This window comes from Arthrobacter sp. Soil_N43 (genome assembly GCF_057655195.1).
Genome location: NZ_JBDGML010000099.1, coordinates 21,686 through 44,255 on the forward strand (window position 1 = coordinate 21,686; position 22,570 = coordinate 44,255).

Annotated in this window: 24 protein-coding genes and 1 pseudogene; 11 read left to right on the forward strand and 14 right to left on the reverse strand. The window is 65.2% G+C overall.

Annotated elements, in window-relative coordinates:
- Nucleotides 1–94: 94 nt before the first annotated feature.
- Nucleotides 95–193 (reverse strand): annotated as a pseudogene (locus AC3A3W_RS12860) (YidH family protein); the annotation flags it as partial.
- A 384-nt stretch (nucleotides 194–577) separates the two neighbouring features.
- Between AC3A3W_RS12860 and AC3A3W_RS12865 the strand changes: the two are divergent.
- Nucleotides 578–994, forward strand: a complete 417-nt coding sequence (locus tag AC3A3W_RS12865; RefSeq protein ID WP_487443341.1) for a CBS domain-containing protein — start codon at nucleotides 578–580, stop codon at nucleotides 992–994.
- 42 nt (nucleotides 995–1,036) lie between these two features.
- Here the strand turns inward: AC3A3W_RS12865 and AC3A3W_RS12870 are convergent, their stop codons facing one another.
- From AC3A3W_RS12870 to AC3A3W_RS12890, 5 genes are all read right to left on the reverse strand, one after another.
- On the reverse strand, nucleotides 1,037–1,912 hold the full coding sequence (locus AC3A3W_RS12870; RefSeq protein ID WP_487443343.1) for a DNA/RNA non-specific endonuclease: 876 nt from the start codon (nucleotides 1,910–1,912) through the stop codon (nucleotides 1,037–1,039).
- Nucleotides 1,913–1,963: 51 nt separating this feature from the next.
- Nucleotides 1,964–2,350 carry a hypothetical protein gene (locus AC3A3W_RS12875; RefSeq protein ID WP_487443345.1) on the reverse strand — a complete coding sequence of 129 codons (387 nt, stop codon included), beginning with the start codon at nucleotides 2,348–2,350 and terminating at the stop codon, nucleotides 1,964–1,966.
- Between the two features lie 55 nt (nucleotides 2,351–2,405).
- Nucleotides 2,406–2,741 carry a hypothetical protein gene (locus tag AC3A3W_RS12880; RefSeq protein WP_487443347.1) on the reverse strand — a complete coding sequence of 112 codons (336 nt, stop codon included), beginning with the start codon at nucleotides 2,739–2,741 and terminating at the stop codon, nucleotides 2,406–2,408.
- 242 nt (nucleotides 2,742–2,983) lie between these two features.
- A complete protein-coding gene (locus AC3A3W_RS12885; protein ID WP_487443348.1) occupies nucleotides 2,984–3,628 on the reverse strand; it encodes a TasA family protein in 645 nt (214 codons plus the stop codon).
- Nucleotides 3,629–3,660: 32 nt separating this feature from the next.
- The gene (locus tag AC3A3W_RS12890) at nucleotides 3,661–4,248 is read right to left on the reverse strand and encodes a signal peptidase I (RefSeq protein WP_487443350.1); all 588 of its coding nucleotides are present in this window, start codon (nucleotides 4,246–4,248) and stop codon (nucleotides 3,661–3,663) included.
- A 256-nt stretch (nucleotides 4,249–4,504) separates the two neighbouring features.
- Between AC3A3W_RS12890 and AC3A3W_RS12895 the strand changes: the two genes are divergently transcribed.
- Entirely contained in the window at nucleotides 4,505–6,709 is a 2,205-nt protein-coding gene (locus AC3A3W_RS12895) for a S8 family serine peptidase (protein WP_487443352.1), read from the forward strand.
- Nucleotides 6,710–6,738: 29 nt separating this feature from the next.
- On the opposite strand, the gene AC3A3W_RS12900 is transcribed toward AC3A3W_RS12895, so the two are convergent.
- Together AC3A3W_RS12900 and AC3A3W_RS12905 are read right to left on the reverse strand one after the other, a co-directional pair.
- Nucleotides 6,739–8,283: a phytase gene (locus tag AC3A3W_RS12900; RefSeq protein ID WP_487443354.1), complete on the reverse strand. Its 1,545-nt coding sequence runs from the start codon at nucleotides 8,281–8,283 to the stop codon at nucleotides 6,739–6,741.
- Between the two features lie 218 nt (nucleotides 8,284–8,501).
- Nucleotides 8,502–9,182 carry a TetR/AcrR family transcriptional regulator gene (locus AC3A3W_RS12905; protein WP_487443356.1) on the reverse strand — a complete coding sequence of 227 codons (681 nt, stop codon included), beginning with the start codon at nucleotides 9,180–9,182 and terminating at the stop codon, nucleotides 8,502–8,504.
- A 95-nt stretch (nucleotides 9,183–9,277) separates the two neighbouring features.
- On the opposite strand from AC3A3W_RS12905, the gene AC3A3W_RS12910 reads away from it, so the two are divergent.
- The 5 genes from AC3A3W_RS12910 to AC3A3W_RS12930 all read left to right on the forward strand — a co-directional run bounded on the left by AC3A3W_RS12910 (nucleotide 9,278) and on the right by AC3A3W_RS12930 (nucleotide 13,799).
- Nucleotides 9,278–10,312 (forward strand): NAD(P)-dependent alcohol dehydrogenase, encoded by a 1,035-nt coding sequence (locus tag AC3A3W_RS12910; protein WP_487443358.1) that lies wholly within the window; start codon nucleotides 9,278–9,280, stop codon nucleotides 10,310–10,312.
- Between the two features lie 200 nt (nucleotides 10,313–10,512).
- Complete coding sequence (locus tag AC3A3W_RS12915; protein WP_487443359.1) at nucleotides 10,513–11,616, forward strand: phosphotransferase; 1,104 nt, start codon at nucleotides 10,513–10,515, stop codon at nucleotides 11,614–11,616.
- Between the two features lie 36 nt (nucleotides 11,617–11,652).
- On the forward strand, nucleotides 11,653–12,126 hold the full coding sequence (locus AC3A3W_RS12920) for a VOC family protein (protein ID WP_487443361.1): 474 nt from the start codon (nucleotides 11,653–11,655) through the stop codon (nucleotides 12,124–12,126).
- A gap of 130 nt (nucleotides 12,127–12,256) precedes the next feature.
- Nucleotides 12,257–13,219: a carbon-nitrogen hydrolase family protein gene (locus AC3A3W_RS12925; RefSeq protein ID WP_487443363.1), complete on the forward strand. Its 963-nt coding sequence runs from the start codon at nucleotides 12,257–12,259 to the stop codon at nucleotides 13,217–13,219.
- A gap of 145 nt (nucleotides 13,220–13,364) precedes the next feature.
- Nucleotides 13,365–13,799 (forward strand): hypothetical protein, encoded by a 435-nt coding sequence (locus AC3A3W_RS12930; RefSeq protein ID WP_487443365.1) that lies wholly within the window; start codon nucleotides 13,365–13,367, stop codon nucleotides 13,797–13,799.
- A 3-nt stretch (nucleotides 13,800–13,802) separates the two neighbouring features.
- On the opposite strand, the gene AC3A3W_RS12935 is transcribed toward AC3A3W_RS12930, so the two are convergent.
- The gene (locus tag AC3A3W_RS12935; protein WP_487443366.1) at nucleotides 13,803–14,495 is read right to left on the reverse strand and encodes a potassium channel family protein; all 693 of its coding nucleotides are present in this window, start codon (nucleotides 14,493–14,495) and stop codon (nucleotides 13,803–13,805) included.
- Nucleotides 14,488–15,948, reverse strand: coding sequence for a TrkH family potassium uptake protein (locus AC3A3W_RS12940; RefSeq protein WP_487443368.1), 1,461 nt, complete (start codon nucleotides 15,946–15,948; stop codon nucleotides 14,488–14,490). The genes AC3A3W_RS12935 and AC3A3W_RS12940 overlap by 8 nt, the downstream gene beginning before the upstream one ends.
- A gap of 457 nt (nucleotides 15,949–16,405) precedes the next feature.
- Here AC3A3W_RS12940 and AC3A3W_RS12945 point away from each other — a divergent pair, with 457 nt between their 5' ends.
- The 3 genes from AC3A3W_RS12945 to AC3A3W_RS12955 all read left to right on the forward strand — a co-directional run bounded on the left by AC3A3W_RS12945 (nucleotide 16,406) and on the right by AC3A3W_RS12955 (nucleotide 18,820).
- On the forward strand, nucleotides 16,406–17,254 hold the full coding sequence (locus tag AC3A3W_RS12945) for a phosphatidylinositol-specific phospholipase C/glycerophosphodiester phosphodiesterase family protein (protein WP_487443370.1): 849 nt from the start codon (nucleotides 16,406–16,408) through the stop codon (nucleotides 17,252–17,254).
- A gap of 172 nt (nucleotides 17,255–17,426) precedes the next feature.
- Nucleotides 17,427–17,624 (forward strand): helix-turn-helix transcriptional regulator, encoded by a 198-nt coding sequence (locus tag AC3A3W_RS12950; RefSeq protein WP_487443372.1) that lies wholly within the window; start codon nucleotides 17,427–17,429, stop codon nucleotides 17,622–17,624.
- Nucleotides 17,624–18,820, forward strand: a complete 1,197-nt coding sequence (locus tag AC3A3W_RS12955) for a type II toxin-antitoxin system HipA family toxin (protein WP_487443374.1) — start codon at nucleotides 17,624–17,626, stop codon at nucleotides 18,818–18,820. The genes AC3A3W_RS12950 and AC3A3W_RS12955 overlap by 1 nt, the downstream gene beginning before the upstream one ends.
- Before the next feature lie 132 nt (nucleotides 18,821–18,952).
- Here the strand turns inward: AC3A3W_RS12955 and AC3A3W_RS12960 are convergent, their stop codons facing one another.
- The 3 genes from AC3A3W_RS12960 to AC3A3W_RS12970 all read right to left on the reverse strand — a co-directional run bounded on the left by AC3A3W_RS12960 (nucleotide 18,953) and on the right by AC3A3W_RS12970 (nucleotide 21,043).
- The gene (locus AC3A3W_RS12960) at nucleotides 18,953–19,630 is read right to left on the reverse strand and encodes a class F sortase (RefSeq protein ID WP_487443376.1); all 678 of its coding nucleotides are present in this window, start codon (nucleotides 19,628–19,630) and stop codon (nucleotides 18,953–18,955) included.
- Complete coding sequence (locus AC3A3W_RS12965) at nucleotides 19,630–20,547, reverse strand: hypothetical protein (RefSeq protein WP_487443378.1); 918 nt, start codon at nucleotides 20,545–20,547, stop codon at nucleotides 19,630–19,632. Before AC3A3W_RS12965 ends, AC3A3W_RS12960 begins: the two co-directional genes overlap by 1 nt.
- Nucleotides 20,548–20,809: 262 nt before the next feature.
- Complete coding sequence (locus AC3A3W_RS12970; protein ID WP_487443380.1) at nucleotides 20,810–21,043, reverse strand: hypothetical protein; 234 nt, start codon at nucleotides 21,041–21,043, stop codon at nucleotides 20,810–20,812.
- A 334-nt stretch (nucleotides 21,044–21,377) separates the two neighbouring features.
- Here AC3A3W_RS12970 and AC3A3W_RS12975 point away from each other — a divergent pair, with 334 nt between their 5' ends.
- On the forward strand, nucleotides 21,378–21,542 hold the full coding sequence (locus tag AC3A3W_RS12975; protein WP_487443382.1) for a transposase: 165 nt from the start codon (nucleotides 21,378–21,380) through the stop codon (nucleotides 21,540–21,542).
- Nucleotides 21,543–21,758: 216 nt separating this feature from the next.
- Here AC3A3W_RS12975 and AC3A3W_RS12980 read toward each other — a convergent pair whose 3' ends face one another.
- Nucleotides 21,759–22,517 (reverse strand): DUF4241 domain-containing protein, encoded by a 759-nt coding sequence (locus tag AC3A3W_RS12980; RefSeq protein ID WP_487443384.1) that lies wholly within the window; start codon nucleotides 22,515–22,517, stop codon nucleotides 21,759–21,761.
- Between the last annotated feature and the right edge of the window lie 53 nt (nucleotides 22,518–22,570).

The following is a 22,570-nucleotide window of genomic DNA, read 5'->3' on the forward strand; positions in this document are numbered from 1 at the left end:
GAAGATCAGCCGACGGCGGGCAACGCCGAGAAGACTATTGCTCCGATGACTGCGGCGGCCAGTACGAGCAGGACTCCGGAGGCCGGCTTCATCAGAGAGACGTCCGGATCCAGGCGAGGAACGTTCGCTCGTTGGCGAGCGAGAACCGGTAATCGGGGGTCGTTCCCTGTTGCCTCCACTCCGGTTCCCTCATCGGTGGTCCCGTTCGGGCGGGACTGCATCCGCCGCCGTCGGACTTTCCAGGGCCACCGTACGGAACCGGAGGTGGAACACTGCGGACGACCCGAACTGAACCGCTCCAGGCGCCTCCATCCCCAACCAAAGAGCACTGTCGCCAGACCATGATCATGGATAAAATTCCACACACGCTACTCGGGCGCACTGCTTCCAGGAAGGATCCCGGATGACGGAGAACAACGAGCACGCCGCGGCTAATGGCAAGGCGATGAGTGCAAAATTCAACGAACTTCATCGAATCATGCGGTACCGAAACCGGCGCCGGGCTCGGTGAAACCGAGGGCAGCGGCCCGACCGGGCAGCTCCAGAAGCCCCATTCAGATCATCTGAGGAGAATGCCATGACAACAGCACGCGAAATCATGACCGGCGGCGTTGAATGCATCGGTGAGAACGAAACGCTGGAAGCAGCCGCTCGGAAGATGAAAGAGCTGGACGTCGGCGCCCTGCCGATTTGCGGGGAGGACAACCGGCTCAAGGGCATGATCACGGACCGCGACATTGTCATCAAGTGCTTCGCGGAGGGCGGTGACCCGCGGAAGGCAAAAGCCGGGGATTTTGGCCAGGGCAAGCCGGTGACCGTCGGTGCGGACGATTCCATCGAAGAGGCGATCAGGGTCATGGCGGAGCACCAGGTCCGCCGGCTGCCGGTCATCGACGGCCATGACCTGGTTGGCATCCTCAGCCAGGCAGACATCGCCCGGAACTACCCCGAGGACAGGGTCGGTGAGCTCGTCGAACTCATCTCCTTCTACTGAATCGATCCCCAGCTGAATCGATCCCCACGCACTTCGTCCAATTCAAAGGTTCAGCTTGAGGTCCTCCGGTGTGCGGAGGCGCCGCCAGGTGGAGGTTGGCGGGGCCGTTGGCTGTGCGGCAGCGATTGGCATGCGGTCGGCCGCTATCAGCTGTGTGAGGTCCAGTCCGGTGAGGGCGGCGATGTCCCGGATCGGCACTTGAAAGGTCCGGAACGGGCCAAGCGGGGGAGGCCCTCCCTGAACTCCGGGCCGTGACAGGTCAGGCAGCTCCGGTGTCTGGTCTACGACGTACCCGGTTGCTGCTAGGGCGGTGTTGTGAATGAACGCAGCGACCTTGAAGAACCGCAGCGGGATCTGCACAGCCCGGTACATGGGGTCGTGGTCGCTGAAGACGGGGCCGGTGAAGACGATGAGCCGGCGACGGAAATCGGCTGCGTTGTCCAACAGGTACGTTTCCAGACCCAGCCAGAGCTCCATGCTCTGGTTGAACCGGGCCGCCTGCGGTGCTGCGTTCGTGTAGTGGAAGGTGTCTTCGTTGGCTTGGGCTGCTTCGGCGCGTGTATCCCCCCAAACGGCTGAGGCGCGCCGCACGAGGTGGCCCCGGTCGATGTCGTTGTTCGCGTAGACCCGTTCGCCTGTTTGCTGGTCCGCGGGCAGCCGTGGATCCAACTTCCAGGTGATTCCGGAGCGGCTGAGGTCCATCAATTTCTCACCATCGATGCCGAGGCCCGTGATGGCGGCCAGGCGCCTGTCGGTGCGCATGAGGACCGAAAAATGTGTGTACGGCAGCAGGACAGTGTCCATGCCCTTCAACGAGGGTAGGGGTACCTGCTGTCCCAGGAACTCGTGGTCAAAGCCGTCACGCTTTGAAAGATCGTTTGCCATCAGCGGCAACGGGTCAGGGGGCAGTTGCGTCATGCGTCGAACGTATCAGCGGCATGTGTCACTCGCAGCGATCTCGGCGGGGCACTACTGACCCAGGTTTTTGTCCCCGGCCTTCCGGAGGAACTCCTTCAGGGCCAACTGGAGCGCGAGGCTGTCCCTGGCAACATTTTCGGCGACGCCGACCGCGGCGGAGGCGTCGCCGTCGTGCAGGCACTGTTCCAGCGCGCAGCAGTCCCGTTCCACCGCCAGCCCGCCGACCATGTGGGCATTCACTTTCAGGCTGAGGACGGCATCCAAAGCCGCCGCAGTGTCCTGGTCCCGCAGGGCGTTGCGGATGCGTTTCACCCTGGCCGGCAACAGGTGCAGAAAATCGCCCGCGTAGCTTGCCGCGGCCGTGCTGCTTTGGATGTCCTCGGCGAGGCGAAGCAAGGGCGTGGAGGAGAAGACGGCGTCAGTGCCTTCCGGGGCCATGGCGGCTCCTTTCCTCGTGCAGCGGTGGGTGTGGGTTGGTCACCCTGGGACATGATCAGCTTCCGGACATGGTGCCCGGCCGGACTTGGGCGCGGGTGACCCTCACGTTGATTGTCACAGTGGTGTGGTTGGGAGCCTGGCCGGTGAGGCGTGCACGCAGCGAAATGGCTGCGCCTGGCGCGGAGGGGACGATCGACGACATCGTGGCGGTCGATGCAGTCGTCAGCACTGTCAGCTGCCCGGAACAGCTGTGATCTCTCTGGACCCATGCGCCGCTGCAGGCCTCAACGCTGAACGGCGCGGCGTTGGACGCGGTCACCGTATATTCGGCGGCCGTCAGGCTGAGGTTTCCAACGTTCACGACGGCGAACAGTTCCGATTGGCTTTTCACGTTTCCTTGCCCCGCGGTCCCGCCGTGCGGGAAGCTGATCACGAGCGGCGCGAGGGCGTACGGCGCGGTTTCCCTTATGGCGGCGATGGCCCCCCAACTGGCGCTGGTCACTGCCGCCGGAACCGACCGGGCCTGCGCGCTGCCAGCAGCGTCCGCCGTTGCCAGTGAGGTGCACAGCAGCAAAGCGGTGGCCGCTGCAGCGGCCCCCGCTCTGCCGCTTAGGGAGTGCACACTCACTTCACTTAGCTTCCGGTGGTGCTGGCGGTGCGCTGGGTTTCGCCGAAGGTCCAGGTCAGGGCAGAGGACAGGCCCTGGACCGTGCCGACGGGTGCTGTGCCGTTGACGGTGGTTTCATCCTGGTCGGGTAGCGTCAGGGCAATCTGCAGGTTCATTGTGCTGTTGGCCGCGATGTTGCCGGTCTTGACCGAGACCGGTGCGCCGAGGGCGCTCAGTGCCGCGCTGGTGAGGAGGACCGTTGGGGTTCCGCTGCAGGTACCCGCTCCTGGGGTCCAGGCGCCGGAGCACTCGGTGACCGTGACGCGGAGTCCCTTGGTTTCGTGCGTTGTGAGCACGGTCGGAGTGGCGTCAGCGACAGCCAGCGTCAGGTCCTTGCCGGCGAGGCCGGCGCCCTGGGTCAGCGTGACGTAGCGGTTCACGACATCGCCGGGGGCGAGGTTGGAGACACCCTGGCTAAAGCCGGTGCCGTTGTCGGCCATGGTCAGGCTCAGGACGCCGCTGGTGGCGGCCTGGGCACTGCTGGACGCCGTGGCGTTCAGTGCGGCGTAGACGCCACCGCCGGTGATGGCAAGCCCGGCGGCGCCGACTGCGAAGGCAGCCAGCAGGCGGGGGTTTGGACGACGGGCAGGGCGGGCTGAGAGACCGGACATTGGAGATCCTTACTTCGGTGTTGGGTATTGAGTTAGAGGGCGGGAGCCGGGCTGGGCTGCCCGGAAACTGTGGGGGGTGCGCGGAGGATCCAGACCACGCTGGCGGCCGTTACAGACAGCCCGAACAACGCGGTAAAGATGGCCCGCTGGACTGGGTTCTGTGCCCAGAGCAGCGCGTTGCCAACCATCGGGACGGTGGCGACCACCACGGGTACCTGGTCCTGGTTCAGCGTGGCCCGCCAGTGGTCCGGAGCCGGGTTGGCGTCGCCCTTGGTGGTGAGCACCGGGCGGTCCGGGTTGTTGCCGCCCAGGGCCGTGATGCGGTGGGCATAGGGGACGGTTTCGCCCGGCGGGGTAAAGACGGCCACTTGGCCGGTTTGCAGGCCGGCCACAGCCTGCGGCGCGGTGATCAGCAGGTCGCCGGGGGCGAAAGCCGGACGCATACTGCCGGTCAGTACCGGTGAGAAGCCGATGTGGAGCAGGGGTGCCGCCACACAGACAGCCAGGAAAACGACCGTGATGACGGTGCCGACGACCATGCCCAGAATGCGCCGGGCGGCGGCAAGAGGTATTCCTGCCACTGAGCCGGAGGCTGTATCTGAACTGGCTGACGTGTCCATGGGGACTGATCCGTTTCTAGAGACCTTTTTCTTCTGACACCGCTACGATGCACGGCGCCGCTCAGGAAAACGTCTGCTTCCAATCAATCCTCGATCAGCACTTGCTCAAGATTGGATCAACTGAATATCGGCCCTGCACCTGCCGAGCGACGGATGTCACACCCGCCGGTAGACTGGTCCCGGACGCGGCGGGGGGTCGCGCCTCAATCATGTCCGAGCCTTCAGGGCAGGACATACGCCGCACAGGATGGTCTTAATGCCCCACCAGCGCCAATCTCTCTTCCGTGCATCCCTGACACTGTCAGGCGTCGCCGCGCTGGTAGCCGCGGTCCTGATCGCGCCGCCCGCGTCAGCGGCTGAGGATGAGCCCGCACCGTTCCGTGCCGCGCCGAAGACGGCTCCGGCCGAACTTGCCCCGGCCCGCGGTGCCGTCCCGACCGACCAGTTCATCGTCAAGTACAAGAACGGCGCAGCAGCAGCTCCCGCGGACCGGGCTAAGGTGTTCGGCCACGCGGCGGCCAAGCTCGGCACACAGGCCAAGGATGTCCGGGCCACAGTTGGCGGCGCACGCGTTCTGCGCACCGGCAAGAAGCTCGGCGCCGCTGAAGCAGAGACGCTCCTGTCAACGCTGCGGGCCGATCCCGCCGTCGCCTATGCCGAACCGGACACCATCCTGCAGGCGAAGGCTGCCTTGCCGAATGATCCCGGTGTGCCTTATCAGTGGAACCTGTTCCAGGAACCCGCAGGTGTTCGTGCCGCCGGAGCCTGGGATGTCACCCGCGGCGCGGGCGAGGTCGTGGCCGTGGTGGACACCGGCATCATCAATCACCCCGACCTGGAAGCGAACGTGCTGCCGGGCTATGACATGATCTTGAAGCCGGAGTTTGCCCGTGATGAGGACGGCCGCGATCCAGATCCCACCGACGAAGGCGACTGGGGGGAACCTGCGCTCTGCAGTCTGGACTCGCCGTCGTCCTGGCACGGCACCCATGTGGCAGGGATCATCGCTGCGTTTGCCGGGAACGGGGTAGGCGTCGCAGGGGTAGCTCCCCATGCCAAAATCCTTCCGGTACGTGCGCTCGGCGCGTGCGGTGAGGGGCAACTCACGGACATTGTCGCAGGCGTTCTCTGGGCAGTCGGGGAGCAAGTAGACGATCTGCCTCTCAACCCTAATCCCGCCCGCGTCATCAATCTGAGTTTGGGTGGCCGTTTTCCATGTTCCGTAACCTTTCAGGAGGCGATCAACACCGCTCACCGGAAGGGAGCGGTCGTCGTGGTAGCGGCCGGAAACGAGAACATCCCCGCTTCCGAGTCTGAACCCGCCAACTGCCAGAACGTCATTGCCGTCGCGGCCAGCGGCCGCACCGGCGCCCGGGCCTATTACTCCAACTTCGGACCTGCCGTGGACGTCACCGCGCCGGGGGGAGATATGACCGTCAGCGGTTATGACGGCATCTTTTCGGCGTCGAACGACGGCGATACAACGGAAGCAGCGGACTCGTACCACCCGTCCCAGGGAACGTCGTCGGCCGCTCCGCATGTTGCCGGTGCGGCCGCACTGCTGATGGCCAGGCTCGGCGCGGGCGCAACCCCCGCCGCTGTGGAGGAACGGCTCAAAGCCACCGCACGGCCCATGCCCGCAGGATGCCCGCTGGGCTGCGGCGCCGGCCTGGTGGACGCCGCGGCCGCGGTACTGCCGGACCGTGTTCACATCACCATGATCGTTGCCGCCGGAGACCTGAACTCGGACCGGAAGGCCGATGTCCTGGCGCGTGACTCAGGCGGAACTCTGTGGCTGTACCCGGGCAACGGACGCGGCGGCTGGCTGCCCCGCATCCGCGTGGGCGGCGGCTGGAACGTGATGTCCGCCGTCGTCGGGACCGGCGACATGAACGGTGGCGGCCGGCCGGATGTGCTCGCCCGTGACACCGGCGGAACACTGTGGCTCTACCCGGGCAACGGGCGTGGCGGCTGGCTGCCGCGCGTCCGCGTGGGCGGCGGCTGGAACATCATGACGGCCATGGTGGGCCTTGGCGACATGAACTCCGACGGCAAATCGGACCTGCTGGCGCGGGACACCGCCGGAACAATGTGGTTGTACCCGGGCAACGGGCGTGGCGGCTGGCTGCCGCGCGTCCGCGTGGGCGGCGGCTGGAACGTGATGACCGCCCTCGTCGGTGCCGGCGACATGAACGGCGACCGCCGCGCCGACCTGATGGCGCGTGACACCGCCGGCACGCTGTGGCTCTACCCCGGAAACGGGCGCGCGGGCTGGCTTGCCAGAGTGCGGATGGGCGGCGGGTGGAACTACATGTCCGCCATGGCCGGCCGCGGCGACTTCAATGGCGACGTCCGCAACGACCTCCTGGCCGTCGACACGTCCGGTGTCCTCTGGCTGTACACCGGCAACGGCGCCGCGGGCGTGCCGGGCCGGATCCGGATGGGCGGTGGCTGGAACTAGTGCTGTCCCTTCGATGGGGGATGCCGACGTCACCCAATAATCGCGCTCAGCGGGACGTACTTCAGGTTGGACGAAGTCCCTCCGGTGTTGGTGTCGTCGTGGACCACGAGGAGCCCTTGTTCGAATTGAGGCCCCGCGTTCAGTGGGGTGACGTCGACGCCGTCGGTGCCCGTCACGGCGTCAATGGTCCCGCTGGCGCCGATGCTGAACTTCGTGAGGAAGGCATTGCCGCCGGCACGGTCATAGACCGCGATTGTGGAATCGCCTTGACTGGAGACGAAGAGCCGCCCCGTACCGTTCGGACCGTATTCGATGCTCATCCCCTCGATGTCGGCCACCAGCCGGCCTCCGCCGGCGGTGTCGACTGCCACGCGGCTGTCACCGGCGTCGGGTTCGGCCCCGTATTTCCAGAGGGCCACGTCTTCCTGGCCAACATAAAGATGGCCCAGGCCGTCATCAGCGACACAGCCCTCAGAGATGCTGTTGATTGGCAGCGTCCTAACAAGGGTTGCGTCGACCTTGCCGGCACCGTTGTCGAACAGTTCGAATTGCTGGATGCTACCCGAAACGTACGGTGTGACAAAGGCATAAAACTTACCGCTAGCACTGCTGCGATACAGGCAGAAACCGTAGTTGGGCGCAAAAGTTGCGATGCTACGGGCGGCGATGGGCGAAAGGGTTCTGGTCACAGTGTCCAAGGAATATAGGGCCAGCGTGTTGTTCGTCCGGTTATTGGCCCCGACCAGCACTACCGATTGCCCCGCCAGGGGGAAACTGGTCCTCACGTCGACGTTGCCGATCATCCCGTCGCCGCGGAACTGGATCAGCTTGCCGTCCATGCCGAACACTCCGATTCCACCGCCGGAGGTCGCCTTCTTGTCGGCGATCACCACGCTATTGGACGGGTTTGCTTGATCGACCCAAATGGCAGAGTCATCTGAAATGTCTCCCGAGCCTGAAAAGCCAACGGTCTCGACCACTGGTAGCACAATGGGGATGGCTGGCGGCGGGGTTGGATCGTAGGTAATGACGAGTTGGGGCCGCTGCGAGGCCTCGCGGGAAGCCAGGCTGCCCTGCGACCCGGACGTATTGAGCCCGAAACTAACGCTGCCGGATGGCGCGACGGCACTCGTTGGCAAAGCTGCACTCGCGTATTGGCTCGAGCGCAGCACTCCCGTCCGGGCAAGTTCCGCCGTTTGCCAGGCAGGCTGGTTGGCGGAAGTCACGGTCGTTTCTTCCCAGGCGTTACTGGCGGGGTGCACGATCAGGCTCGCGTTTACCGAGGTTCTCGAATAGATCCTGAAGCTCACATTGGTGATGCTGCTGCCCGCTGGCAGTGAAACATCGAACCTTAGCAATACGCGGTAGGTGTTCTGGGACACCGCCAAGGAAGTCGCCCGGCCAAAGTTGCTGTTTGGCGAGGCGGTGGAAACATAGGTGTCCGCCACGGGGTTGAGGGTGACTGTCGTGGGGGCGGCGAGGGCCGTTTTGGGCGCGTCGCTGGGCAAAGCGAAAGCGCCTATTGTCGCCAAGGCGAGCAAGGGCGCTAGGAAAAGGCGGAAATGAGTGGGCATGGCGCATTCCTGAGGGGGCCGTAGTGGTGGAGGCCCGCGTTGAGGGTGAATCGGCCGTCCCAGCCATAGCCGTCTCGGAGGCGACGATCAGCAGACGTTGAGCGATCTGTGCAGCAGCGCGTCAAACGACGCCAGTGAAATTCTGAATAATATCGAATAGGCACTCACAATGGGGCCTGATTCGCATTATCTGGGTGCAGAGTGGCAGTGTCAACCGGTTAAAACTGGGGCGCGTCGAGCAGGCGGCCCAGGCCGTCCAGGATGAGGTTCAGCCCGAAGTCGAATTCGTCACCGAAGTCATAGCCCGGCTTGAGGACGTGCTCGGTGGCGATCTCCACCATGCGCGGGTACTGGCCGGTGGAGAACATCTCCACAATCGGCGCCGTGACCTCGGCGGCGGTGTCCCGGCCTTTGAACGGCAGGGCGGCTTCCTGCAGCGCGAAGCCGTAGATGTAGCTGTCCAGCAGGGCGTACGCGTGCGCCGTCATCCGCACGGAGAACCCCGCGGCACGCAGCGTGGCCAGGGTCGCCTCGTGGTGGTGCAGCGTTGCCGGGCCGGGGGAGCTCCGGGATTCCAGCAGACCCACGGCCCAGGGGTGGCGCTGCAGCGCGCCCCGCACGTCATGTGCCCGGCGGTGCATCTCATCGCGCCAGTCGCCTTCCGCCGACGGGGGGCCGATTTCGCTGAAGACCAGGTCCACGATGCCGTCCAGGATCTCCTCCTTGTTGGCGACGTAGTGGTACAGCGACATGGCCTTTGTTCCCATGCTTTGCGCGAGCGAGCGGATGGTCAGCGCGGCAAGTCCCGACTCGTCCGCCAGCTCCACCGCGCAGCGGAGCACCCTTTCCCGGCTGAGCGAAACGCGCTTCGTCGTACGCTCCTGGGCTGCTGTCGACATTGGTCCTCCCGGGCTCTAGCTCTTTCGTACACTGTACGCTAATCTTTTTCGTACAGCGTACGAAAAAGTTCGCCCTACTCGAAAAGGAAACGGTCATGGATTCTGACGGCCAGCGCGTCACAGAGGCACCCTCGATGGAGGATGCGCAATCCGGGGGCGGGTCAATGCGGGCCATCGTGCAGGACGCCTACGGCTCGGCCGACGTTCTGCGTTTGGCGAGCATCCCGAAGCCCGAGCCGAAGGCCAACGAAGCGCTAATCCGGGTCCACGCTGCAGGAATGGACCGCGGCACCTGGCACCTGACCACGGGGAAGCCGTACCTGCTCCGCCTCGTGTTCGGCCTCCGGAAACCGACGAATCCGGTTCCGGGGCTGGACGTGTCCGGGACCGTCGTGGCCGTGGGATCGGCCGTCACCCGGTTCCGTCCCGGTGACGAGGTGTTCGGCTTCGGCCATGGTTCGTACGCGCAGTACACCGTGGCGCTTGAGGACAAGCTCGCCCTCAAGCCCGGAAACCTCTCCTTCGAGCAGGCGGCAGTGGTCCCGGTGTCCGCCAGCACCGCCCTGCAGGGGCTCCGCGCCGGTGGGATCACGGCCGGGCAGAAGGTGCTCATCCTGGGGGCCTCCGGCGGCGTCGGCAGCTATGCGGTGCAGCTCGCCAAGGCCTCCGGGATGGAGGTCACGGGCGTGTGCAGCACGTCGAAGATGGACCTGGTGCGCGCCCTCGGCGCCGACCATGTCATCGACTACACCCGCGAGGACTTCGCCGACGGCACCCGGAAGTACGACGTCATCCTGGATCTCGCCGGAAACCCCACGCTCGCACGCCTGCGCCGCGCCCTCACGCCCTCCGGCACGGCCGTCGTCGCCGGAGGGGAGGAGGGCGGCCCCTGGACCGGCGGCATCGGCCGGCAGTTCCGGGCACTGGCCCTGTCCCTGGTCATCCGCCAGCGGCTCACCATGCTCGCCGTTCGCGAGGGCAGCGAGGACCTGGAGTACCTGTCCGGACTCCTCGACGCCGGAACCCTCACCCCCGCCATCGACCGCACCTACCCGCTGCACCAGGTTCCGGACGCCATGCGCTACTTCGACGCCGGCAATGCCCGCGGGAAGATCGCCGTCACTCTCTGAAGAAATTCGTCGGGGAACTGCCGCAGACCCTCAAGACCCTTTACATCCTGAGCGAATCTCATCGGGAAACTGCGAGGCTGACTAGTGCGCAGAGCCCGCCAGATGGGCAGCGATTTCATTGCAAAACTGGTTGCTCCAAGCGCAGAATCAGGGGAAGTCCCCGCGAGTGGACGACCGCTAGTTCCTGGGATGGTCCTGCAGTGAATGAGCTTGAGCATTTGCCTGCCATAGACGGGGAAATGCTGTCTTGGGTGGTACGCGGCCCTGGAGCAACCAAAGCAGAAGTGGCGTCGTGGAAAATCACCCCTTTCCATGCGGGAGGGGGTGAAGCGTATGGGGTGTATCGCTTGAACGGCACGATGCACGGTCCAGAAGGTGACATTCCTTGGTCCGATATCCTGAAGATTCTCCCGCCTGATTCACACGACGCCACTTTCTGGAACTACACCCAGCGCGAATACCATGCGTATGGTTCGGGACTGCTCCCGACGACCGAGTCTCTTACTATGCCTCGCTGCCTTGGCCGGATGCGACGCCCGGATGGCACGGCGTGGCTGTGGTTGGAAGACATCGTGGACCACGAGGTCTGGCCATTGTCCCGCTACCGTCTGGCGGCCTACCATCTGGGGAGGTTCAACGGACGCTTCGTAGAAGCAGGGGCAGATCCGTCAAAGTTCTGGTTGAGTCGCCGCTGGCTAAGGGGTTGGCTGGAGGAAGCCGGTTCAGCCGTTGCCCGGTTGGGCTTGCTTCAGAACGATCCCGTTATCAAGCCGGTTTATCAGGATGTGGACGCCATCCTTCGGTTCTGGAGTGAGCGAGAGCAAAAACTCGAGTTGCTTGAAAGCCTCCCGCAAACTCTTTGCCACCTGGACGTCCACCGGCGAAACATGTTCTCCAGGGGCCGAGACGCCAACCAGCAGACGGTCCTGATTGATTGGGCGTTCGTAGGCACTGCCGCTGTGGGAGAGGACCTGGCGACGCTGGTCAGCGCCACCATCGCGTTCGGGGACGTCCCAGTGGAGCAAATCCGGGAGTTGGAGTCAGCCGTCTTGGCTGGGTATCTTAGCGGCCTCCGCGATGCCGGTTGCCGTGCCGATCCCGACCAGGTGTGGACTGCTTACTCCTTGGCAGCTTCGCTCCGCCTTCCTGTAGGTGCAGTTCGTCTGGTGCTCCCACTCCTTCTGGAACCAGGTCGACACATTCGCGTCGAGCAGCAGCATGACAGGCCCTTGGCCGAGCTCTTTGCGAGATGGTCTGCTATGAACACTCATTTGATTGCATTGGGCAACGCGATAGACATATGAACTACCGGCGCTGCCCAAGGTACTAGCATCGAGGTCATGACACAGGTTCCCCACGGCGCCCGGTTCGGCCACGTCAACGTGATTGCCACCGATTGGCGACGACTCGCCGACTTCTACGGGCGTGTCTTCGGCTGCGTGGTCGTCCCGCCCGAGCGCGATTACGGCGGTTCCGATCTGGAGCGGGGAACGGCCGTGCCCGGGGCGACCCTGCGCGGCGTCCACATGCGACTGCCCGGCCACGGTGACACCGGCCCGACGCTCGAGATCTACACGTACGGCGAGAACGTGGCGGGCGGTACGCCGGCTGCCAATCGCACCGGCTGGGGCCACATCGCCTTCGTGGTCGACGACGTCACCGCTGCCCGGGAATCCGTCCGTGACAACGGCGGGGCGGACGCCGGCGACATTGTGACGCTGCAGACGGCCGACGGACGGCGGGTCACGTGGTGCTACGTGAGCGATCCGGAGGGCAACCTCGTCGAGCTGCAAAGCTGGTCCAACCCCAGCTAGCCTGCGAGCTCCTTCAGGATGAGCTTTTACGCGCCAACGGCCTGGAGGTGAGCAAGAGCCCCTAATGGGCTTGCTGACCAATGAAATCTGAAGTCTTGACGAAGCGCTGCATGCATGCCAACGTTTCGTCATGTCCACAGGAACTGTGCGCATCGCTGCAATTCAGGCCACCCCGGTAATCCTCGATGCGGAGGCCTCGGTGTCAATGGCGCTCCATCTCCTGGGCGAGGCAGCAGGCCAGGGCGTGAAACTCGCGGTTTTTCCTGAAACGTTTATCCCGCTCTACCCGTCAGGGGCATGGGCCTACCAAGCGGCCCGGTTCGACGGATTCGATGAGATGTGGATCCGTCTCTGGGACAACTCTGTCGACGTCCCCGGCCCCCACATCGACCGTTTCATCAAGGCATGTGCCGAGCATGGCATCTACTGCGTGCTTGGAGTGAACGAACGGGAATCCGCCAGGCCGGGAAGTCTCTACAACACCATGCTCTTGCTGGGTCCTGAGGGTTTGCTCTGGAAACATCGCAAGTTGATGCCCACGATGCACGAACGCCTTTTCCACGGCGTCGGTCACGGACAGGACCTGAATGTTACCGAGACTCCAGTCGGGAGGGTTGGCGGCCTCATTTGTTGGGAGAACCGCATGCCTCTCGCCCGATATGAGATGTATCGTCAGGGCGTGCAGATCTGGGCGGCCCCGACGGCCGATGACTCTGACGGTTGGATCTCCACGGTGAGTCACATCGCGATCGAATCCGGTGCGTTCGTGGTCTCGGCTCCTCAATATATTCCCCGCTCTGCTTTTCCGGATGACTTCCCGGTGCAGTTGCCAGACGGTGGCAGGGCGCTCGGACGAGGTGGAGCGGCGATCTTCGAGCCACTTAACGGCAGTGCCATAGCAGGTCCTCTCTATGATCAGGAAGGGATCGTTGCCGCAGACGTCGACCTGGGGCGCTCCATGACCGCGAAGCGAATTTTCGATGTTGTGGGGCACTACAGCCGTGAAGACGTCCTCTACCCGCCGGCCCCCAGCAACCACGCTTCGGAAGGCCCAGCATTTTCGCCGCGGACTCGACCGCGCCTTGGGAACTAGCGCTGCGACGGACGCGCCGGCGGTGCTGTTTTCTGCGGAACCGGAAACAGCGTAGACACCTGGAACACACCACCCCGAAACGCTGCAGAAAACTTCATGGTGCAGGCTGGCCTTGTTGAAACGGTTTCGTGAAAGGAGCCCGGTGATGGGCGAGGATGGGGACCTCCAAGTGCGGTCATTGGCGGAGCTTGCCGCAGGGGACGAGATCGAGGCGTGGCACCGTGGGCGCCTCGCCCACCAGGGAAGGGTGGTCAGCACGTTGCCGGACATTGACCTGTTCTGGATCATCGACGCCCGGACCGGCGCTCGCAGGCTCCTGGACCTTGAGCAGCTCAGCGTCCGGCGGGTGCCGGCCGGAAGGCCAGCCGCCGCCGTCGGGAATCCCGCCGTCGGGAAATCCGGTCCTGACGTCGTGCAGAAACCGGCACCCGCCGTGCCGGCCGCGTCGGTGCTCGACCCGGCGGTGCTGAATCCCGTAGTACCCAAGCAGCCCGTGCCCAAGCAGCCCGCGCGGAAGCAGCCCGCGCCGAAGCCGGGCCCCGGCGCGTGGCGGCAGGTGACCTTCGTCGAGGCGGGGTGACCGTCAGGGGAGGTTGCTGAAGAATTCGGCTTGGGTCTTGCTGCCCTGGACGATGATCTGGTCCTCCTCATACAGCACCGTCTGGGCAGTGGTGTGGCCCCACGTGCCGCCGGGGCGCTTGACCGCGACGATCGTGATGCCGTACTTGTCCCGCATGCCCAGCACGCCGAGGGGGCGGTCCTGCGCCTCGGCGGGAGGGCTGGTGCGGATCATCACGAAGTCGTCCTCGAACTCCACGTAGTCGAGCAGGGAGCCCCGGACCAGGTGGGCGACGCGCTTGCCCATGTCGTGCTCCGGGCGGATCACGTGGTTCACGCCGAGCTGCTCCAGGATCTCGGCATGGGGATCGCTGATGGCCTTGGCCCAGATCTGCGGTTTGCGGAACGTGAGGAGGCGCGAGGTGGTCAGGATGCTCGCCTCGATGTCGCTGCCGATGCCCACCACGGCCCGGTCGAACTCGTGCACGGAGAGCTGGCGCAGCACCTCCTCCCGTGTGGAGTCCGCCCGCACCACATGGGTGAGCCGGCCGTTGTAGGACTGCACGATTTCCTCGCTGGCGTCGATGCCGAGCACCTCGGTGCCCTGGGCCTCGAGTTCCAGCGCGAGGGCGCCGCCGAAGCGGCCCAGGCCGATGACGACGACGGAGTCCGCCAACGCGGGCCGGTATCCGTTGCGGGAGAAGACGTTCTTAGCCAATGAGGGGCCTTTCCTTCGGGTAGTCATACAGAACCGGGCGCTCCCGCAGTGCCAGGGCTGCGCCCAGGGTCGCCGGGCCGAGGCGCCCGACGAACATCAGCAGGACCAGGACCAGCTGCCCGGCCGGCGGCAAAGCCGCGGTGATCCCGGTGGATAGTCCCGTCGTCGCAAAGGCCGACACCACCTCAAACAGGATCCGTTCCTGGCCGAAGTCCGTAATGAGCATCAGGAAAACGGTGGATCCGACCACCAGGGCGATGGACAGCAGCACCACGGTGATGGCCTGGCGCTGCACGGCGCGGGGCAGCTGCTTGCCGAAGATGTTCACACCCGTTCCGCCCCGCAGCTCGGTGAGGAGGATAAAGAACAGCACCCCGAAGGTGGTGATTTTCAGGCCGCCGGCTGTGCCTGCGGGGCCGCCGCCGATGAACATCAGGATGTCCATCCCGAGCCAGGACACCGGATGCATCTGTCCGATGTCGATGCTGTTGAAGCCTGCCGTGCGGGCGGTGACCGACTGGAAGAAGCCGGCCAGGACGCGTTCGCCGGGCCTGAGCCCTCCCAGCGTGGCCGGGTTGGACCATTCGACGGCGGTCAGGAACCCGGCGCCTCCCACCAGGAGCGCGGCGGTGCCGAGCAGGACCAGCTTGGTGTTCATGCTCCAGTGGATGGGCCGGTGGTACTGCCGGTGCAGTTCGAACAGCACCGGAAAACCGAGGCCGCCGATGATCGCCGCAGCGGCGATCGGCAGGCAGATCCAGGGGTCGCCCGCGAAGCCCATCAGGCTGTCCGAATGCAGGGCGAACCCGGCGTTGTTGAAGGCGGACACCGAGTGGAAGATGCCGTGCCAGAGGGCGCGGTCGGGGGAGTAGCCGTAGCCGGCGACGTACCTCGCGGCCAGCAACCCGGCGAGGATCACCTCCACGGTGAGGCTGATGGCAAGGACGCCCAGGATGACCTGGCGGACGGCACCCAGGCCGGTCGCCTGCGACTCGGCGGCCGCCGCGAGCCGGGAACGGAGGCCCAGCCTGCGGGCCAGCAGCACACCCAGCAGGGTGCCGAAGGACATGATCCCGAACCCGCCGATCTGGATCAGGGCCAGGATCACCACCTTCCCGAAGCCGCTCCAGTACACCGGCGTGTCAACGGTGACGAGCCCCGCGACGCAGACCGACGACGTCGACGTGAACAGGGCATCCACGAACGGCGCGGACCCGGGACCGTTCCGGGAGACCGGCAGCATCAGCAGCCCGGTCCCCACGGCAATCACGGCCGCGAAACCGAGGACGATGATCTGGGCCGGGTGCTGCGGTGCGAAGACATTGAGGATGCGGGGGAAGACTTTCGAGCTCTTCCCCCGGCGCCTGCGCCCGACCACTACGCGGGCGTTCCCGGCTCCGCCGGCTCCGCCGGAGGCGGCGGGCCGGGCGTTGCGGCCGGGAACGTCCTGCATACGCGTCACGCTACCACCGGTGAATCCCAACGCCCCCGCACTTTTCGCTACCTTTTTTCCTAACCCTCCCGCACTTCCTGCCGCTGCTTCCCGGACGCTCCCGCAGTTCCTGCCGCTGCTTCCCGGACGCTCCTGCAGTTCCTGCTGCCTGGTGCCGGACGCTGCTGCAGGTCCTGCCGCGTGTTGCCGGACGCTCCTGCAGATTTGGTCGCTTCCAACTAGACGCTCACCTTATTTCTTATTGGGGTGGCGGGATGTGAGGGAGGGTGTGGGTTGGGGTGGCGGGAGGTGAGGGAGGGTGCGGGTTGGGGTGGCATGACATCTGGCGTTCACCGGGGCGTTAGTCTCCGCTCGGCAGACGTTAGCTGCCGACGGGCACTGTGGTGGGCGCGCCGTCGTGCCTTCCTATCCGGGAGCACCGGGACGGCGTCCCCATCCCGCACTGAAGGAGAACCCTGTGCTGTTCAAAAGCACCGTCACCGCACTCATCGCCCTCACGGCACTGACCGGAGCCGCCGCCCCGTCGTCGGCAACCTCGGCGCCCGAGGTTGTCCTTGGGGAACCGCACGCCGCGGCCCACGCGCACAACGACTACGAGCACGACCGCCCGCTGCTCGACGCGCTGAAACACGGCTTCACCAGCGTGGAGGCCGACGTCTGGCTCGTGGACGGCGAGCTCCGTGTGGCCCACGACCTGGTGGACACGCGTGCCGGCGTCACGCTCGAAAGCCTCTACCTGGATCCGCTGGACGAACTGGTCCGCCAGCAAGGCAACAGCATTTACCCCGGATGGGATGGGAGCCTCCAGCTGCTGATCGACATCAAGAGCGACGGCGAGTCCACCTACGCGGCCATCGAGAAGGAACTGGCCGAACACCCTCGGCTCATGACCCGGTTCGCCAAGGGCAATGTCACGGAAGGTCCGGTCACCGCCGTCATCAGCGGGAACCGTCCGCTGGCCACGATGCAGGCGGCGGAGAAGCGTTTCGGATTCTACGACGGCCGCTCCGCAGACCTCGCCTCCGGCCCGGCCGCCGAACTGATGCCGCTGGTCAGCGACAACTGGACCAAGCTGTTCACGTGGCAGGGCGTGGGTCCGATGCCGGAAACAGAGCGGGCCAAGCTGCATGCCTACGTCGAGGCGGCCCACGCCAAGGGCTACCGGGTGCGCTTCTGGGCAACCCCGGACCAGGCAGGATCCGCGCGGGACGCCGTCTGGACCGAGCTGCACAACGCAGGAGTGGACCACATCAACACCGATGACCTCGCGGCACTGGACGCGTTCCTCGGCGCTCGCGGACAGTAAAGCCGACGGCACCGCAGGCCGAACCGGCGATATGCTGCCGATCCAGCCCTCCAGCCCTGCCTTGGCAAGGGAAAACTTCGGAAAGCGGCAAGATATTGCCTAACGTGCTCTTTTCGGGGATCCTTGGGAATAGGTGAGCCTGTATCGGCAGGATATTGCCGGAAGGAGACTGGTGGACGACTTTGCCTTAATAGGTGCCGGCATCCGGAGTGCCCGAAAAGACGCAGGACTATCCCAGGAAGATCTGGCGCACCTGGCCGGAACATCCCAGCGCACTATCCGGGCGATTGAAACGGGCACCGGCAACCCCTCACTGAAGGCAGTGGTGGCAGCGGCGAACGTCCTGGGACTGCACGTGGCGGTGCGCTGATGCCCGATGACCTGCAGCAGCTCAAGTTCATCAAGGCAGCGGATGTGTACAAGGACGGTGTCCTGGCCGGGCACCTGACGCGCACGGACAGGGGAGGTGTGGCCTTTCAGTACACGCCGGAGTACCTGGCAGGCGGCTACGCTGCGGTGGCGTTTTCCCTGCCCTTGTCCGGGGACGCCGTCGAGACGCCTGCGGGTGCGGTCCCGGCCTTTTTCGCTGGCCTGCTCCCTGAAGGCCACCGGCTGACTGTGCTGAAGAACGCCATCAAGACGAGCTTCAGCGATGAAATGACGTTGCTGCTGGCGGTCGGCTCGGACGTGCCTGGGGACGTCCAGGTGGTTCCCGCAGGCCAATTTCCGGAAGATACCCCTGCGCTGGCCGATCCCTCGCAGCCCGGTGAGCTGGACTTTTCCGCATTGGCCAACGCCGTCGACCAGCACAGCCTTCCCGGCGTGCAGACAAAAGCCAGCGCTTCGATGATGACCACGCCCCTCACCATGCGGGGACGCAGGTACTTGCTGAAGCTTGATCCGCCAGAGCACCCACACCTGGTGGAGAACGAAGCCGTCCACCTGGGTGCGGCCAAGGCGCTGAAGATTCCGGTGGCAGCAAGCTCTGTCATTTCCGACAGGAACGGCCTGCCCGGCCTGCTCGTGGAGCGATTCGATCGCGCCCAGGCCCCGGACGGCACCTGGCTGCGCCTGCCGCTGGAAGACGGGACCCAGGTTCTGGGCCTGCCGCCGGCCTCCAAGTATGCGATCAATTCGGAAGAAGTGGTCCTGGCCCTAGCGGGACACTGCAAGGCGCCGCTCGTGGCCGTGCGCAATCTCTATCTGCAGTTCCTCTTCGCCTGGCTCACAGGCAACGGCGACCTCCACGCCAAGAATGTTGCCGTCCTAGGCGGCCGCACCAAGGGGTTTTCAGCCGCCCCAATCTACGACGTCCCGTGCACCCTTTTGTACGGGGACGACACGATGGCACTGCCCCTCGCCGGAAAGACCAAGAACCTCCGGTCGCGGCACTGGGCCGAGTTCGCGGACAGCATCGGCCTGCCCGTTCGCGCCGCCGCGTCGGCCAACGCCATCGCCCTGGCGGCCGCCGCCGCCATTGACCTCGATGTCCTCCCCTTCAGCGGCTCCGTCCTGCGCGGCAGCCAGCGTGAACTGCGGTTCAGAAGAGCTGAACTGGCCGGTTAGGCCGGCGGGATGTGAGGGAGGGTCGGGTTTTGGGTGGCGGGATGTGAGGGAGGGTTGGGGTTTGGGTGGCGGGATGTGAGGGAGGGTTGGGGTTTGGGCGGCGGGATGTGAGGGAGCGTCGGGGCTTGGTGCTCAGCGGGGCGCTGGGGAGGCCGTGACCACCACGTTCTTGCCCCAGGGGTCCTCGGTGTAGCAGCTGATCAGGACAATCCTGTTGGGCACCACGTTCCAGATGTCGCTGTCCTTGAGCGTGTTCTTGCCGTACGTGGCCACCGAATCCACCGTGTAGTCCAGCGTCCCCTTTGCCGTGGTTACCGTGACGGCCTTGCCCACGAGGGACTCCTCGCTGAGCCGGTTGAACGGCGCATCCTTGCCGTCCCAGCTGTGCCCTGCGATGTACGTCGTGTTCGTTGAGCCGGCGCCCGGCGTGCCGTAGCCGGTCAGCCAGTAGGCGTCCAGCGTCAGCGGCGGAACGAGGGACTGCGAGGACAGTTCGTCGGTGCTGGGCGTCAGGGGAAGAATCTTGACGTCGATGCCCGCCGCTTTGATCGAGAGCCCGGTTGGCGCCGCGGCGGCCGGCACGGCCACTTTCGCCGCGGGCGGGGCAGCAGAAGCGCGAGGGGTTGGGGCGGCCGCCGCGCTCGCGGACGATGCAGCGCCGGAAGGGACGACGGCGGAGCTGCCGCCGGCATCGGGCGGGAACAGGAACAGGGCAGCCGCCAGCCCCGCGGCGGCCACTGCGGACGCGGCAAGCCAGCGCCTGCCGACGCGGCGGCGGGCGGCCGGACGTGTTTCCGTTCTCGATTCCACTAGTTGCGGCTGCGCTCCAGGCGGCGCATCCTCAGCGCCACGGCGGCCGGCACGGCAATGCCGGCTGCGAGCAGGCCGGCCAGCAACGCCAGGCCTGGGTGGACGCCGGGCTCGGCCACCGCGGCCGTCTGGATGTTCAGGCCCTTGTTCGTGGCCACCGCCGCAGTCTTGGCGGTACCTGTGCCGGCGGGAGGTGCGCCGACCGGGTTGGCGACTGCCGGCGTCGTGCTTTCCGAAGCGTTGACCGGGGCGCCGACCGGGGGAGTGACAACCGGGGTGCCTACCGGGTCAACGCCGATGGCATCCGGATTGCAGGCTGCCAGGAAGGCCTGGAAGAGGCCCATCAGATTCTCGGCCGAGGCTTCGTCCAGGGAGACTGCGGCCAGTGCATCTTGGACAGCCTCGACGGCGAGGTCGAGCGCTCCCTGGGCCTCCAGGATTTCCGGGGTGCTGATGGCCGCGGTGTACGCCTCCTCGAGGTCCCGTACTGCTACCTCGGCAGCCTCTTCCGCGGCCTCCGCTGCGTCGTGGGCATCTTTGGCGGCCTCGATCGCCGCCGCGTTGCCGGAGGCCTCGGCCTGGTCTTTCGCCGCGTCCGCTGCCACCGCGGCGGCGCGGGCGGTCGCAAGGTCAGCCATGGCGTCCTCGAGGGCTGCCCTGGGACCGGCACCGGCTGCGCTAACAAGCGCAACGTACGTTGCTTCGGCGGCCGCAGCGGCTTCGGAGGCTGCCTCAATGTCGGCAACGCTGGTCTCGGTGATCCCTGCGGCCCCGAGGGCCGCCTCGAACTGGACCGACGCCTCAAGGCAGGCGGCGTCACCCGGGGCCGCAGCGGCCATCGGCGCAGCGATCAGAAGCCCCCCGGCAAAGACTGCTGCTGACGACCCGGCGGCGACCCATTTTGATACAGAGGTCATAGGTTATGCGTCTCCTGAAACGAAGCGGCCGCAGGGACCGCCCCCACGGAGTTCAGCGCGCGGTAGAACGGGCCCCTTGTGGTTTCCTCCGTGGGACCGGACTGTCCAAGCAGGTGAGACGCTCATACTGCTGATCATCCGGTGCAAGGCGGCGAGACCCCAGAGTTATCTGGATACCGCCCGAAAGATCGCTGTGAGCTAAAAGTACAGAGCAAACGGACCGGTGGCAATCACCGCGCCCGGGCGTTTCCGGCGGGGGGTGCTACGGCAGTACGTCCGGGGCTGGCTGGGGCACACGGACCACTTCAAACGCCAGCGGGTCCACGAGTCTCCGGGTTCCGGTGCGGAAGTCGAGGATCCAAAACATGCCCAGGACAGGCACTGTCTCGGTGACTTTCCCGGCGTAGTACAGGAGGCCGTTGTAGCGGGCCTCGATGACGTCGCCGGCAGCGAGGTCGCGGCAGCTGGTGATCCGTGGCGCAGGTGATTCCTTCAATGCGGGCTCCGTCCCCCGTGGCGCTCCAGGCGCCGTGACCCATGCAGGCAGGCGTTTGGTGCACCGGCCGGCGCCTGCGCCGGCCGGTGCATCGCCAAACGACGCACTTTCAGGATGCGGCCCGCATGTTGCGCCGACGTTTCGGGGGCATCATTTCGCGATGACCTACTTTCCCGTACGCCCCGTTCGTTGACACATCCCCCGCATGCACCTGAGGAGAATGAGAGGGTGGCAGGGGAGCAGGTCTTGACTAACCCGCATCGCGACGATCGACACAGTTGCTGTGTGTTTCTGTCTAGGAGGAGATCTGCATCCTATCCAGCTGGTCTCAGCCGTGGCACCGAACACCCTGGCACGGCCCCAAGTCGGCCCCGTCAGCGTCGCTCAACTGCTTATTACCGCCGGCGAGAACTTCGAGCGTTTCCGGAACGAAGCCGCTTTCGCCAGACTCTGCGGCGTCGCACCCTCCCTGTCTCGTCTGGGAAATCTCATCGCATGAGACTGCACCGAGGAGGCAACCGGCAAGCCAACAGAGTCATCTACCTCATTGCGATCTGGCGTCTCCGATATGACTCGAGATCCCAGGCCTAGAGGGACCGGAAAGGGCACAAGGGCATTCGTCAGCAGATGCCATCCGCTGCCTTAAAGGCTTCATAGCCCGCGAGATCTACTACAGCCCCAAACGGGATCTGGCAGTTGGCACTAGGCCGGAGCCTCATCGACCGAGCAGCTTGGAAAGCCAGCCCTTGCTAGATGACTGATCGGAATTTCCGGAAGGAACAGGTGTCCCAGCAGTTTTCACGCTAGGCTCCTCCTCAAATTTTCCCACGACTCCCAAATCGATATGGATGCCTGTGACTCGACCCTCGGCGTCCTTCGTTTGAAGCACCGGGTAAAAGCCATCTCCCCACCCGGAGTGGGCGAGCACGACGTTCTCTCCGGCGGTTGCCCGCGGCATCACCAGATTGGCCAGCCCTGATGGGAGCGGTTTGTCCGCATCCATGACCGCAAACCAGGAACGCGGATCATCGTCCGGATCGAAGACATCGTCGTACCAAGAGCTACCGTCCTCCGGCATGCACCTACTGACCGAATCAGCATCAACAAAAGCAACCGTTCCAGCGTCAACAGTGACACCGAAGAACTCCCCCGTCGGAGGCGGGCCGTCCACGCTCGGTGCTGCTTCGACCTGCGTTGCCGTGGCGTCGGAAATAACCAGCGAAAGGTAAGCCTCCCTCATATGGGAGCCATCTTGCTCGTCCGACACATCAGCCACAGTTACGTAAACCGGATAATCGCCGGGAGGAATCTGGACGATGACCGGATCCTCAAGATAAGCGAACGGGTCGCCTGCGCCTAGATTCCCAGAAGGAATTCGAACCATGCCTAGATCGGTAACGGTCAATTTACCCAACCGGCCTGATGCCAAGGGTGCGGATCCTGACTGGAGGGCGAAGTGATCGGCAATGTCCATTCAGCCATCTTCTCCTTCAGGCCTCTGATAACAATTTTTGACACTCTCTTGTC